Raw genomic sequence first — 12,682 nt, forward strand, 5'->3', positions numbered from 1 at the left:
GCGCAATTGAGCTGGCCGCGGCGGGCTTGATGGCAGTCTACGTCGATGCGGCGATCTGGAAGTGGGCCGGCCATCGCTGGTGCCACCTGATGGCCGACGACACCGACGAGTTGCATCGATTCGCCGCCGAACTGGGCGTCAAGCGTTCGTCCTACCAGGGCCCGCCCAAGACATCGGCTCCGCACTATGACATAACCGGCTTGGAGCGCGACCGCGCGGTGCGGCTCGGCGCCATCGAATGCAGCCGCGAGGAGATCGTCGCGATCTTCCGGCGCGTGCGGGTGCCCAATGGAAAGGCCAAGCAATGACACCAACGGCATTTCTCGCCTATTGCGCCGCCGTCACACTCGCCGCCGCCACACCGGGACCCGCAATGTTCGCGGTCATCACCAATGGCGTGTCGCGCGGCTTCCTTCGTGCCTTCATGGCCGGCATTGGGGTCGCCGCCGGCGATGCGGTGCTGGTCACCCTGGCGCTGCTCGGGCTGGTGGCGCTGGCCCAGACCTTCGAGTGGATCTTTCTCCTGCTGAAATATGCGGGTGCTGTCTATCTGATCTTTCTTGGGATCAGGATGTGGCGCGCCTCGGCCGCGCAATCGAATGAGCCGCGGACGGCCGAGGCGAGATTGTCCCGGTCCTTCTTGCTTGGCGCATCCATCGCGCTGGGGAACCCGAAGGCAATTCTGTTCCATGCCTCGATCATGCCGTTGATCCTCAACCTCGACACACTCACTTTTGTCGATGGCCTGCTCGTGGTGGCGGTCGTCATCGGCGTCAACGTCCTCACCATGGGTGTCTATGCAGCACTTGCGGGCCGGGCTTCGGGCTGGTTCAGGACACCCAGGCGCATGCGGCTGATGAACCGGTTTGCCGGCAGCGCGATGATCGGCACCGGAGCGCTGATTGCCGCACGCTGAGCGGTAAAACGGCGCCCCGCTTGCGTTTGTCGCACTTCCCCTCTATATGCGCGCTCATTCCACACACGGACTTTGGTGTCTGCCCGGGAGAAATCCGGCTGAAACCTCCGGTGGCGTTCAAGGACCTAGTCCGAAAATGCCTGTGTCCGTGGAGGCTAACCGGAAAGGAAAATAAGAATGGCTCTGCCTGATTTCAGCATGCGCCAGCTTTTGGAAGCTGGCATTCACTTCGGCCACCAGACCCACCGCTGGAATCCGAAGATGGCGCCCTACATCTATGGCGCCCGCAACAACATCCACATCATCGACCTCTCGCAGACGGTGCCCTTGCTGCACCAGGCGCTGAAGCAGGTCTCCGACACCGTCGCCAAGGGCGGCCGCGTGCTGTTCGTCGGCACCAAGCGCCAGGCGTCCGACATCGTTGCCGATGCGGCTCAGCGTTCGGCCCAGTACTATGTCAACTCGCGTTGGCTCGGCGGCATGCTGACCAACTGGAAGACGATCTCGAATTCGATCCAGCGCCTGCGCAAGCTCGACGAGATGCTTGCCGGCGAGGCCCAGGGCCTCACCAAGAAGGAGCGCCTGAACCTCGACCGCGAGCGCGAGAAGCTGGACAAGGCGCTGGGCGGCATCAAGGACATGGGCTCGACGCCCGACCTGATGTTCGTGATCGACACCAACAAGGAAGCGATCGCCATCCTCGAGGCCAAGCGCCTTGGCATCCCGGTCGTCGCCATCATCGATTCGAACTGCGATCCGGACAAGATCGATTTCCCGATCCCCGGCAATGACGACGCGGCCCGCGCCATCCAGCTCTATTGCGACCTGATCGCCAAGGCTGCGATCGACGGCATCGCTCGTCAGCAGGGCGCGCTCGGCGTCGATATCGGCGCTTCGGTTGAAGCTCCGGTCGAGCCGGCGCTCGATCCGGCTCCGGCATCGGAAGCCCCCGAGGCTTGATAATCGAAGGCCGGCAACGGCCTTCATCTTTCTCATATTTTGGCACGCTAAACAGACGCACCATCGAGTACCGATGGTGCGTCGGTGCATTTAAAACAAAGAGGCGACAATGAGCATTTCGGCTGCACAGGTCAAAGAACTCCGCGACTTGACCGGCGCGGGCATGATGGACTGCAAGGCGGCGTTGAACGAGACCAACGGCAATATGGAAGAGGCCGTCGACTGGCTGCGCAAGAAGGGCATTTCCAAGGCTGACAAGAAGGCTGGCCGCACCGCCGCCGAAGGCCTGATCGGCGTCGACAATGGCGTGCGCGAGGCCGCGGTCGTCGAGGTCAATTCCGAGACCGACTTCGTTGCTCGCAACGCCGCGTTCCAGGAAATCGTCGCCAACGTTGCCAAGGTCGCTCTCGCCTATGGCACGACCGAGGCGGTTGCCGCCGCCAAATATCCGGGTTCCGACAAGTCGGTCACCGACACCATCAAGGACGCTGTCGGCACCATCGGCGAGAACCTGGGCTTCCGCCGCTCGGCCAAGCTGACCGTTCCGCATGGCGCGGTGGCGACCTATGTCCACAACGCGGTTGCCGACGGCCTTGGCAAGCTCGGCGTGCTGGTCGCGATCGAAACCACGGGCAATGAGCATGCGGCCAACGCCTTCGGCCGCCAGGTCGCCATGCACGTCGCCGCCACCAACCCGATGGCGCTGACGGCAGAGCAGATCGACCCGGCTGCGGTCGAGCGCGAGAAGGCGATCTTCTCCGATCAGGCGCGTCAGTCCGGCAAGCCGGAAGCGATCATCGAGAAGATGGTCGAAGGTCGCCTGCGCAAGTTCTACGAGGAAGTCGTGCTCTTGAAGCAGGCCTTCGTGCTCAATCCCGACATCACCGTCGAGAAGGCGCTGAAGGATGCCGAGAAGGAAATCGGCGCGCCGGCCAAGATCACCGCCTATCTGCGCTTCGCGCTTGGCGAGGGTATCGAGAAGGAAGAGACCGATTTCGCGGCGGAAGTCGCGGCGGCGGTCAAGAAGTAAGCTTCCTATCGCTTTATTCCGACAGTGTTTTTCGGCCTGATGTTCGCATGGATGTCAGGCCGATTTCTTGTGCTATGTCGATAAACGCCCTCAGCTTCGGCGCCATCGCCGCCCGGCGCGGGAAGTAGAGGAACAGGCCAGGTTCCTCGATCGCTGATTGCGGCAGCACCTGCACCAGGCGGCCGGCCGCAAGATCCGCGCGCGCCAGTGGTTCGAACAGATAGGCAAGGCCTACTCCGGCAAGCGCCAGGTCAATCGCGGCGAGCGAATCCGTGACGATGGCCGTTCCGCCGGTCTCTATGACGACATCCTTGCCGTCCTCCGCCAAATCCCAGCGATAGAGCGCGCCGGAGCGGACAAGCCGGTAACCGATGCAATTGTGGTTGACGAGATCGGCTATGCTGCGCGGGCGGCCACGGCGCCCGATATAGGCGGGAGAGGCGACGATGACGGCTTTGAACGGAGGCGTGAGCCGCACGGCGACCATATCCTGCGCGATCATCTCGCCCAGCCGGATCCCTGCGTCAAAACCTTCGCCGACGATGTCGACCAGCCCCTGGTCGGCGAAGATCTCCACCGTGATGTCCGGATAGCGCTCGGCCATGGCCGCGACGACCGGGGTCGCCGCCAATGGGATCGCGATGTTGGAGGCATTGATCCTGAGCAGGCCGGACGGCTTGCCCTTGACACTGCGGATACGATCCATCCGTTCGGCAATATCCTGAAGGGCAGGGGCCACCGTTTCCACCAGTGCCTTGCCTGCCTCGGTGAGCGAAACGCTGCGTGTCGTACGTGCGAACAGGGGCTGACCGACCCGCTCCTCGACAAGGCGCACCGCATGGCTGACAGCGGACGGACTCATGCCGAGTTCGGCGGCTGCAAGCGCGAAGCCGCCGCGCCGGGCAACGGCAACGACGACAGGCAGATGGCTGAGCAGATCGCGATCCATTCATGAATGATATCGCATGGTCCTTGCGAACAATGCAACCTTATCGATGCCAAGACACCGATCCACATTGTCGCCGGCACATCCGCGATTGGCTGATGGCATTGAGGAGAAAAGATATGAATGCGTTGAAGCACGTAACTTTCGCGGCCGGCATGGCGCTGTCGCCGGTCGATGCCGGCGGGACGGAATCGTCCGCCTGGCAAGCGCTCGCGGACGAACGCGCGGTCATCCGTATAGCCGATGCCATCGACCGCGCCGTCGACGCGCAGGACTGGAAACTCGCGCGCAGCTATTTCGCGGATCGGGTTGCCGCTGACTTCAGTAGCCTGTCGGGGCAGCCCGCGGCCATCATTGCCTCCGACGATCTGATCGGCGCCTGGGCCGGCAATCTCAAGGGTTCGAAGACAAGCCTGCACCTGCGCACCAATCACCAGGTCGTTCTCGAGGCGGACACGGCGACCGTCCTGTCGAACGGCTATGCCTGGAACCGGATGGAAGGCAATGGCGACCCGCTTTGGGAGGTCTGGGGCACGTATGAGCACAAGCTGACGCGCGCCGCCACCGACTGGAAGGTCGACGGCTTCGCCTTCCACATGACGCATGAGCGCGGCAACCCTTGGGTCAAGGCGACGCCGGGCCAGTGATGCCACGGCACTCGCCATCAAGCATTGGAAGACGATCATGACCATGACCTACTACACGCTCGGCAACAGCGGCCTCAGGGTCAGCCAGCTGGCGCTGGGCACCATGACGTTCGGCAAGGAATGGGGCTGGGGAGCCGACAGGGACACGGCCCGCGCGATGTTCGACGCCTATGTCGAGGCGGGCGGCAATTTCTTTGACACGGCGGACCTCTACACCGGGGGCACCGCCGAAGCCTGGCTTGGCGAATTCATCGCCGAGCGGGGCTTGCGCGATACCGCGGTGATCGCCAGCAAGTTCACCATGAACATGCAGCCCGGCAATCCCAATGCCGGCGGCAACGGCCGCAAGAACATCATGCGCGCGATAGACGCTTCACTGAAGCGGTTGGGCACCGACTATATGGATCTCTATCTCATGCATGTGTGGGACAGGCTGACGCCGGCCGAAGAGGTCATGCGCACCCTGGATGACCTGGTGCGGGTGGGCAAGGTGCGCCATGTCGGCCTGTCCGATGTGCCAGCTTGGTATGCGGGGCGGGCACAGGCGATCGCCGAGTTGCGCGGATATGAACCGGTTTCGGCGCTGCAGCTCGAATACTCCCTCGCCGAACGCTCGATCGAGAATGAGTTCGTGCCATTCGGCATGCGCCATGGCGCCGGCATCATGGTCTGGAGCCCGCTGGCCAGCGGGCTGCTCAGCGGCAAATACCGGCCGGTCCAGGCTGGAAATGCTGGCCGGCTCGACGGGTTTCGCAACTCGACGCATCCGGGCTTCCAGAAATTCACCGAGCGCAACTGGACTATCGTGGCCGAGCTCGAGAAGGTTGCGTCCCAACTCGGCCGCAGCATGCCGCAGGTCGCGATCAACTGGGTGGCGACGCAGCCGGGGATCGCAACGGTGATCCTGGGTGCGACGACGCTCAGCCAGATCGCGGACAATCTCGGTGCGCTGGACTTCGAGATTCCGGCCGAACTTCGCGACCGGCTGGATTTGGTCAGCGGAACCCCTGCGCCATTCCCCTATTCCTATTTCGGGCCGCAGATACAGGCGCGCGTCACCGGCGGTGCTGCAACCGGCGACAAGCCCTCCGGCTACGCGTCGCCGGTGCTTGTCGAGGGCGAGCCGGCCGGCGTATCCACGGACTGATCGATCGGGCAGGGGTTACCGTGAATTTGCCGATTGGGCGCCTCGTGACATCGCGGCGCCCTTCGTGTATCGGAACTCGGCATCGTGCCAATGTTCGGGGCTCGGCGCCTGCGCGAGGGCGGCCAGCCCGGGCGCGACCACATGCAAAATGAAGAGGACCAGATGACGGTGAAGCCCCTCTACCGACGTGTCTTGTTGAAAGCGTCGGGCGAAGCGTTGATGGGCGAACAGCATTTCGGCATCGACGTCTCGGTCGTGGATCGCATCGCCGCCGACATCGCCGAGGCCCGTGCCCTGGGCATAGAGGTCGGCGTCGTCATCGGCGGCGGCAATATCTTCCGCGGCGTGGCCGTCGCCTCCAAGGGCGGAGACCGCGTCACCGGCGACCACATGGGCATGCTTGCCACGGTCATCAACTCACTGGCGCTGCGCACCTCGCTGCACAAAATCGGCGTTGATGCGGTGGTGCTGTCGGCGATCGCCATGCCAGAACTCTGCGAGAGTTTTTCGCAACGCCAGGCAGACGCTTACATGAACCAGGGCAGGGTGGTGATCTTCGCCGGCGGCACTGGCAATCCGTTCTTCACCACTGATTCGGCCGCAGCGCTTCGCGCGGCTGAAATCGGCGCGGATGCGCTGTTCAAGGGCACGCAGGTCGACGGTGTCTACTCGGCCGACCCGAAGAAGGACCCGAACGCGACCCGTTTCGAGCGCATCAGCCATGCCGAAGTCATAAATCGCGGCCTTTCCATCATGGATACGGCAGCGATTGCACTTGCGCGCGAAAACAACATTCCGATAATCGTCTATTCGATCCACGAAAAAGGTGGTTTCGGCGATATTCTGAGGGGCGGCGGCCGCTGCACGGTCGTCGCGGACGATTGATCCGGGGCCTGATCCCTAGAAAAGGGAAGCCGGCTTTTCGAAAATCAGGCTCGAACGGGGCCTTGCCCCGAAGCAGTGAACCCGCGGCAGACGGGTCGAGGAGACTAAGATGAGTGGTGAGTACGACGATCTCAAGCGGCGCATGGATGGGGCAATAGCCGCGTTCAAGCATGACCTGGCTTCGCTGCGGACCGGTCGCGCCTCCAGCAATCTGCTCGATGCCATCCAGGTGCAGGCCTACGGCACCACGATGCCGATCAACCAGGTCGCCAACGTTACCGTTCCGGAGCCGCGCATGATCTCGGTGTCGATCTGGGACAAGTCGATGGTTGGAGCCGTCGACCGCGCCATCCGGGAATCCAATCTGGGCTTCAACCCGATCGTGGACGGCACCAATCTCAGGATTCCGCTGCCGGAGCTCAACGAGCAGCGCCGCAAGGAACTGGTCAAGATCTCGCATGGCTATGCCGAGAACGCCCGCGTCGCCGCGCGCCATGTGCGCCGCGACGGCATGGACTTCCTGAAGAAGGCGGAGAAGGACGGCACCATCAGCGAGGACGATCAGCGCAAGCGTTCGGACCAGGTCCAGAAGCTCACAGACGAAACAATCAGCACCATCGATCATCTGCTTTCCGACAAGGAAGCTGAAATCATGCAGGTTTAGGGTTGGCCGCAGGCTGACCCGAAAGCGAGATCATGACAACGCCCGCGCATGTCGCGATCATCATGGATGGAAATGGACGCTGGGCCAAGTCGCGCGGCATGCCGAGGCTTGCCGGTCATCGCGCCGGCGTCGAGGCGTTGCGCAAGACGGTGCGCGCGGCACCGGATCTCGGTATCTCCTTCCTGACCGTCTATGCTTTCTCTTCGGAGAACTGGTCGCGGCCGAAGTCCGAAGTCAGCGACCTGATGGGACTGTTGAAGCTTTTCATCCGCCGCGATCTCGCCGAGCTCCATCAGAGCGGCGTGCGGGTCAGGATCATCGGCGACAGGGCAGGGCTGCAGGCCGACATCAGAGGGCTGCTCGACGAGGCCGAATCGCTTACCGCCGGCAACGAAGCGCTGACACTGGTCATCGCCTTCAACTATGGCGGGCGCGACGAGATCGTTCGCACGGCGCGCAAGCTTGCTTCGGCGGTGGCGCGCGGCGAGATCGACAGCGAAGCGATCACCGCCGAAAGCTTTGCCGGCTGTCTCGACACGCAAGGCATTCCCGATCCGGAACTGGTCATACGCACCAGTGGCGAGCTTCGCCTGTCCAACTTCCTCTTGTGGCAGGCCGCCTATAGCGAGCTGGTGTTCCTGCCTTGCTATTGGCCCGATTTCAGCCGCGAGCACCTCGCCGAGGCCTTGCGCGAATTTGCCGGCCGCGAACGCCGTTTCGGCGGATTGGGCCCGCAAGACGTCGCGTCGCGACCGGCCGCGGGATGAGCAACCTTCAGCTCCGCGTCATTTCAGCGGTCGTGCTTGCCGTCATCGCCCTTGGCCTGACCTGGCTTGGCGGCCTGCCTTTCCGACTGCTGTGCGCAGCCATGGTGGCGATGATCTTTTACGAGTGGACACGCATGTCGCGGCCTGTCACGGCCCATGGGCTGGGCTTCCTGCCCGAGGCGCTGGCGGTTGTTTTCATCGGCGCCCTGATCGCCGGCCTTCCTGCGTTCTGGCTGCTGCTGCTTGCCGTGATTCTGATTGCCGTGACGGCGATTGCCGCCCTGGTTCGCCAGACCGGGCAGTGGGAGGCAAGCGGTCTTGCCTATGCCAGCGTGTCCGGCCTGTCGCTTGCTCTGCTGCGCGATGGCGACCATGCGGGCCTCGTCGCCATACTGTTCTTGTTCGCGGTCGTCTGGGCGACCGACATTTTTGCCTATTTCGTTGGACGCGCAGTCGGCGGTCCCAAACTCGCGCCGTCGATTTCACCCGGCAAGACGCGCAGCGGCGCGCTGGGCGGCGCTGTCGGTGGTGTCGTTGCCGGGGTTATGCTGGCAGCCGCCGCCGGTGCCGGGAACCTGGCGCTGCTCGGCCTTGTGGCACTCGTGCTTTCGATCGTGGCCCAGGCCGGTGACCTGTTCGAATCCTGGGTCAAGCGGCGGCACGGCTGCAAGGATTCGGGTGTCCTCATTCCGGGCCATGGCGGCGTGATGGACCGTGTCGACGGGCTTGTCGCGGCGGCTCTCGCCCTGTACGTCATTGGCTGGATTTCGGCGGGCGCCGATCATCCGGCACAGGGGCTGTTTCCGATTTGAATGATGCCGTTCCACGATCTGGTGCGGACGCGCCTTGGATTCGCCTGGATTGATGTCACAGTCACGGCGCAACTGCGGAAGAATTTGAGGGCCTGAATTGAACGAGATTCTTCACGCGATTTTCAGCACGGAAGGTTTCTTTCTGGGCACGCTAGTGCCGTTTCTCTTCGTGCTGACCGTGGTGGTGTTCGTCCACGAGATGGGCCATTACCTCGTCGGCCGCTGGTGCGGCATCGGGGTCAAGGCCTTTTCGATCGGCTTCGGTCCCGAACTCATCGGTTTCAACGACAGGCATGGCACGCGCTGGAAGCTTTGCGCCATACCGCTTGGCGGCTATGTCAAATTTGTCGGCGACATGAACGCCACCTCCAGCCAGCCTACCTCGGATGAACTCGAGACGCTGACCGACGAGGAGCGCAAGGTCGCCTTTCACACCCAGGCGATCTGGAAGCGCGCGGCGACCGTGGCGGCCGGGCCTCTGTTCAACTTCCTGCTGACGATCGTCGTCTTTGCCGTCCTGTTTGCGGCCTATGGGCGGTATGTCTCGGAGCCCATGGTGGCGGAGGTTACGACAGACAGTCCCGCGGCGAAGGCCGGCATCCTGCCCGGGGATCGATTCGTCAGCGTCGACGGCAGCAAGGTCGAAACGTTCGGCGATGTGCAGCGGCTGGTTTCGGGCCGGGCCGGCGATACCATCACCTTCGTCATGCTGCGCGATGGCAAGGAAGTCACGGTCACCGCGACCCCGCAGTTGATGGAGCAGGAAGACGCGCTCGGCAACAAGGTCAAGGTCGCGGTGATCGGCGTCGTCAACAACAAGGAACTCGGCCAGCCCCGCCTCATTACCTACACGCCGGTCGGTGCCGTGGCGGCCGCCGTCGAGGAAACTGGCCACGTCATCGAGCGCACCGGCCAGTTCCTGAAGCGTTTCGCCGCGGGGCGCGAGGACAAGTGCCAGTTGGGTGGTCCCGTCAAGATCGCCGACATGGCAGGCAAGGCGGCGAAACTGGGTTTCGAGTGGCTGGTTCAGCTCGTGGCGCTGTTGTCTGTCGGGATAGGTATTCTCAATCTTTTGCCGATTCCCCCCCTCGACGGCGGCCATCTGTTGTTCTACGGGGTGGAGGCCGTCATTCGCCGACCGGTGTCGGAACGGATGATGGAAATGGCCTATCGAGCCGGTCTGCTCCTTGTCCTGTGCTTCATGGGTTTCGTGTTCTGGAATGATCTCTTTGGATGCTGAAATCATGAAGAAATTCGGCTTCGACATGGCCAATGTTGAGACGCCGTTTACCATGCACGGGGATATGAGTGACGCGAAAGCCACGCACCAGGGTTAAGTAAATACAAATTAACCAGAAGCCTTGCGTGTAGGGAAAATCCGGTTAATACGGTAGGGGAAATTACCGCACGTCCGGTTTTCTCGCCGTGGGGACTACGAGAAAAGGTTATTAAGCCCGATGAAGGCAGCATCCAAGTTTCTGAACGCCGCGTCAGCGGCGGCACTGTCCGCCGCTTTGGTCGTACCAGGTGCGCTCGCAGTGCAATTCGTTGCCACATCGGCGGCTGAAGCCGCTGTCGTCAGCAGGGTGGAGGTGACCGGCAACCAGCGTGTCGACGCCGAGACCATCCGCAACTACATCACCATCAAGCCGGGCAAGGCCTTCTCCAGTTCGGACATCGACAGCGCGGTCAAGGCGCTGTTCGGCACCGGCCTGTTCTCGGATGTCCAGATCAACCAGGTCGGCTCGACGCTGGTGGTCAAGGTTGCCGAGTACAAGGTCGTCAACCAGGTGCTGTTCCAGGGCAACAAGAAGCTCAAGGACAATGCGCTTCAGGCCGCGGTTCAGCTGAAGCCGCGAGGCACGTTCTCGCAGGCGACGCTCGATTCCGATGTCGAGGCGGTCAAGGCCGCTTACAGGCGCATCGGCCGCGACGATGCTGGCGTGACCGCGCAGATCATGGAACTCGGCGACAACCGCGTGAACGTGGTTTTCCACATCACGGAAGGCGACCGCACGCAGATCGCGGCGATCAACTTCGTCGGCAACAGCGCCTATTCGAGCCGTCGCCTGTCGGACGTGATCAACACCAAGCGCTCGTCCTGGGTTTCATTCATCCTGCGTGACGACGTCTACGATGAGGACAAGCTGCGCGCCGACCAGGAGCTGCTTCGCCGCTTCTACTACAATCACGGCTATGCCGATTTCCAGGTCGTGTCGGCCGTCGGCGAACTCGACAGCGCCACGAACAAGTACACGGTCACCATCACCGTCCAGGAAGGCGAGCGCTACACCTTCGGCGACATCAGCGTCGAAAGCACGATCCCGGAAGTCGACTCCAAGTCACTGGAATCGGTGGTCGAAACCCGTAAGGGCGACGTCTACAATGCCAAGAACGTCGAGGACTCCATCATCGCGCTGACCGAGAAGGTGGCCGGCTCCGGCTATGCCTTTGCGCAGGTGACGCCGCGCGGCGACCGCAACTTCGAGAACCATACGATTTCGGTGGTCTATACGGTCGACCAGGGCACCAAGGCCTATATCGAGCGCATCGAGATCCGCGGCAACGATCGCACGCGCGACTATGTCATTCGCCGCGAATTTGACGTCAGCGAAGGCGATGCGTTCAACCAGGTGCTCATCCAGCGCGCGAAGAAGCGTCTGGAAGACCTGAATTATTTTGAGAAAGTCGACATCTCGACTGTACCCGGCTCGCAGCCGGACCAGGTCGTGCTGGTGGTCGATGTGGTCGAGAAGTCGACAGGTGAATTCTCCATCGGCGCCGGCTATTCGACCGGTGGCGACACGGCGGGGCCGTCCGTCGAAGGGTCGATCACCGAACGCAACTTCCTCGGCCGTGGCCAGTTCATCAAGCTGTCGGCGGGTGGCGGCAAGAATTCGCGCGACTACAGCATTTCGTTCACCGAGCCTTATTTCCTCGGGCGGCGCATCGCCGCCGGCTTCGACATCTACAAGTCGACGAGGCAGTACAACAACAACTATGACAGCGACACCACTGGTGCGACGGTCCGCTTCGGACTGCCGATCACCAACAGCATCACGACCCAGCTCGCGTACAATATCTCGCAAGAGAAGTACTCGGTGGACGACAGTTGCGATCCCACGGATGCACTTCCTCAAGGCAACTGCAACATCTCGCAGGCTGTCCTGGACGGCATCGAGCAGAGTCCGTGGATCAAATCGTCGGTCAGCCTGGGGCTGGTCTACAACACTATCGACGACATGAAGAACCCGCATGAGGGTATCTATGCCAACACGACCGTCGAGGTCGCGGGTCTTGGCGGCGATGCCAAGTTCGTGAAGGTCACGGGACGCGGCAGCATCTATCAGACGCTGTCCGAACAGCTCGATCTTGTCGGTCTTATTTCGGGTGGCGCCGGTCATGTCGAGGGTTACGGCAGCGACGGCGACCTGCGCATCTTCGATCACTTCCAGAGCACCGACCGCATGATCCGCGGTTTTGCCTATGGTGGCATCGGCCCGGTCGCTTCCGGCACCAGCGGTGACCATCTCGGCGGCACCACATATTTCAACGCGTCGGCCGAGGCCCAGTTCCCACTGCCGGTCGTACCTGAGAGCTTCGGCCTGCGCGGCGCTGTATTTGCCGATGCGGCGACGCTTTATGGCAGCAAGATTGCCGATCAGAGCTTGGTCAACCAAGACTCTACCGGTATGAAATTGCGCGCTTCGGTCGGTCTCGGCCTGATGTGGGCCTCGCCGTTCGGTCCGATCCGTATCGACTATGCGATCCCGGTCAAGAAGGAAGCGAGCGACGACGTGCAGGAATTCAACTTCGGCATATCGACCCGCTTCTGATCGGCGGCCAACGATGCTCCCGGATTGTTTTGATCCGGGAGAAATGTTCCGACCTAGCTGGATATAGCTTCT

At 62.3% G+C, this 12,682-nt stretch carries 13 protein-coding genes; 12 read left to right on the top strand and 1 reads right to left on the bottom strand.

What is annotated here, in order from left to right:
• The first annotated feature begins 29 nt into the window (after positions 1 to 29).
• The 4 genes from EB231_RS20485 to tsf all read left to right on the top strand — a co-directional run bounded on the left by EB231_RS20485 (position 30) and on the right by tsf (position 2,906).
• Complete coding sequence (locus tag EB231_RS20485) at positions 30 to 308, top strand: DUF4031 domain-containing protein (protein ID WP_172350460.1); 279 nt, start codon at positions 30 to 32, stop codon at positions 306 to 308.
• Entirely contained in the window at positions 305 to 916 is a 612-nt protein-coding gene (locus EB231_RS20490) for a LysE family translocator (protein WP_172350461.1), read from the top strand. The genes EB231_RS20485 and EB231_RS20490 overlap by 4 nt, the downstream gene beginning before the upstream one ends.
• Before the next feature lie 177 nt (positions 917 to 1,093).
• Positions 1,094 to 1,876 (top strand): 30S ribosomal protein S2, encoded by a 783-nt coding sequence (rpsB, locus tag EB231_RS20495; protein ID WP_023777441.1) that lies wholly within the window; start codon positions 1,094 to 1,096, stop codon positions 1,874 to 1,876.
• 109 nt (positions 1,877 to 1,985) lie between these two features.
• Positions 1,986 to 2,906 carry a translation elongation factor Ts gene (gene tsf, locus EB231_RS20500; protein WP_172350462.1) on the top strand — a complete coding sequence of 307 codons (921 nt, stop codon included), beginning with the start codon at positions 1,986 to 1,988 and terminating at the stop codon, positions 2,904 to 2,906.
• Positions 2,907 to 2,919: 13 nt separating this feature from the next.
• On the opposite strand, the gene EB231_RS20505 is transcribed toward tsf, so the two are convergent.
• Positions 2,920 to 3,855, bottom strand: a complete 936-nt coding sequence (locus EB231_RS20505) for a LysR family transcriptional regulator (RefSeq protein ID WP_172350463.1) — start codon at positions 3,853 to 3,855, stop codon at positions 2,920 to 2,922.
• A gap of 116 nt (positions 3,856 to 3,971) precedes the next feature.
• Here EB231_RS20505 and EB231_RS20510 point away from each other — a divergent pair, with 116 nt between their 5' ends.
• The 8 genes from EB231_RS20510 (at position 3,972) to bamA (ending at position 12,610) form a co-directional block, all read left to right on the top strand.
• A complete protein-coding gene (locus tag EB231_RS20510; RefSeq protein ID WP_172350464.1) occupies positions 3,972 to 4,499 on the top strand; it encodes a nuclear transport factor 2 family protein in 528 nt (175 codons plus the stop codon).
• Positions 4,500 to 4,536: 37 nt separating this feature from the next.
• A complete protein-coding gene (locus tag EB231_RS20515) occupies positions 4,537 to 5,646 on the top strand; it encodes an aldo/keto reductase (RefSeq protein WP_172350465.1) in 1,110 nt (369 codons plus the stop codon).
• A gap of 162 nt (positions 5,647 to 5,808) precedes the next feature.
• Positions 5,809 to 6,531 (top strand): UMP kinase, encoded by a 723-nt coding sequence (pyrH, locus tag EB231_RS20520; protein ID WP_172352971.1) that lies wholly within the window; start codon positions 5,809 to 5,811, stop codon positions 6,529 to 6,531.
• 109 nt (positions 6,532 to 6,640) lie between these two features.
• Positions 6,641 to 7,195 (top strand): ribosome recycling factor, encoded by a 555-nt coding sequence (gene frr, locus EB231_RS20525; RefSeq protein WP_027051885.1) that lies wholly within the window; start codon positions 6,641 to 6,643, stop codon positions 7,193 to 7,195.
• 32 nt (positions 7,196 to 7,227) lie between these two features.
• The gene (locus EB231_RS20530) at positions 7,228 to 7,962 is read left to right on the top strand and encodes an isoprenyl transferase (protein ID WP_140773545.1); all 735 of its coding nucleotides are present in this window, start codon (positions 7,228 to 7,230) and stop codon (positions 7,960 to 7,962) included.
• Positions 7,959 to 8,774: a phosphatidate cytidylyltransferase gene (locus EB231_RS20535; RefSeq protein ID WP_172350466.1), complete on the top strand. Its 816-nt coding sequence runs from the start codon at positions 7,959 to 7,961 to the stop codon at positions 8,772 to 8,774. Before EB231_RS20530 ends, EB231_RS20535 begins: the two co-directional genes overlap by 4 nt.
• A 97-nt stretch (positions 8,775 to 8,871) precedes the next feature.
• Positions 8,872 to 10,014: an RIP metalloprotease RseP gene (gene rseP / locus EB231_RS20540; RefSeq protein WP_172350467.1), complete on the top strand. Its 1,143-nt coding sequence runs from the start codon at positions 8,872 to 8,874 to the stop codon at positions 10,012 to 10,014.
• A gap of 217 nt (positions 10,015 to 10,231) precedes the next feature.
• Complete coding sequence (bamA, locus tag EB231_RS20545; protein ID WP_172350468.1) at positions 10,232 to 12,610, top strand: outer membrane protein assembly factor BamA; 2,379 nt, start codon at positions 10,232 to 10,234, stop codon at positions 12,608 to 12,610.
• Positions 12,611 to 12,682 lie beyond the last annotated feature (72 nt).

This window comes from Mesorhizobium sp. NZP2298 (genome assembly GCF_013170825.1).
GTDB lineage: Bacteria > Pseudomonadota > Alphaproteobacteria > Rhizobiales > Rhizobiaceae > Mesorhizobium.

Coding starts and splice junctions, on each gene's coding strand:
- rpsB (WP_023777441.1), top strand. CDS start 1,094: ATGGCTCTGCCTGATTTCAGCATGCGCCAGCTTTTGGAAGCTGGCATT.
- EB231_RS20510 (WP_172350464.1), top strand. CDS start 3,972: ATGAATGCGTTGAAGCACGTAACTTTCGCGGCCGGCATGGCGCTGTCG.
- EB231_RS20490 (WP_172350461.1), top strand. CDS start 305: ATGACACCAACGGCATTTCTCGCCTATTGCGCCGCCGTCACACTCGCC.
- EB231_RS20535 (WP_172350466.1), top strand. CDS start 7,959: ATGAGCAACCTTCAGCTCCGCGTCATTTCAGCGGTCGTGCTTGCCGTC.
- pyrH (WP_172352971.1), top strand. CDS start 5,809: ATGACGGTGAAGCCCCTCTACCGACGTGTCTTGTTGAAAGCGTCGGGC.
- tsf (WP_172350462.1), top strand. CDS start 1,986: ATGAGCATTTCGGCTGCACAGGTCAAAGAACTCCGCGACTTGACCGGC.
- EB231_RS20505 (WP_172350463.1), bottom strand. CDS start 3,855: ATGGATCGCGATCTGCTCAGCCATCTGCCTGTCGTCGTTGCCGTTGCC.
- EB231_RS20530 (WP_140773545.1), top strand. CDS start 7,228: ATGACAACGCCCGCGCATGTCGCGATCATCATGGATGGAAATGGACGC.
- EB231_RS20485 (WP_172350460.1), top strand. CDS start 30: ATGGCAGTCTACGTCGATGCGGCGATCTGGAAGTGGGCCGGCCATCGC.
- EB231_RS20515 (WP_172350465.1), top strand. CDS start 4,537: ATGACCATGACCTACTACACGCTCGGCAACAGCGGCCTCAGGGTCAGC.
- bamA (WP_172350468.1), top strand. CDS start 10,232: ATGAAGGCAGCATCCAAGTTTCTGAACGCCGCGTCAGCGGCGGCACTG.
- frr (WP_027051885.1), top strand. CDS start 6,641: ATGAGTGGTGAGTACGACGATCTCAAGCGGCGCATGGATGGGGCAATA.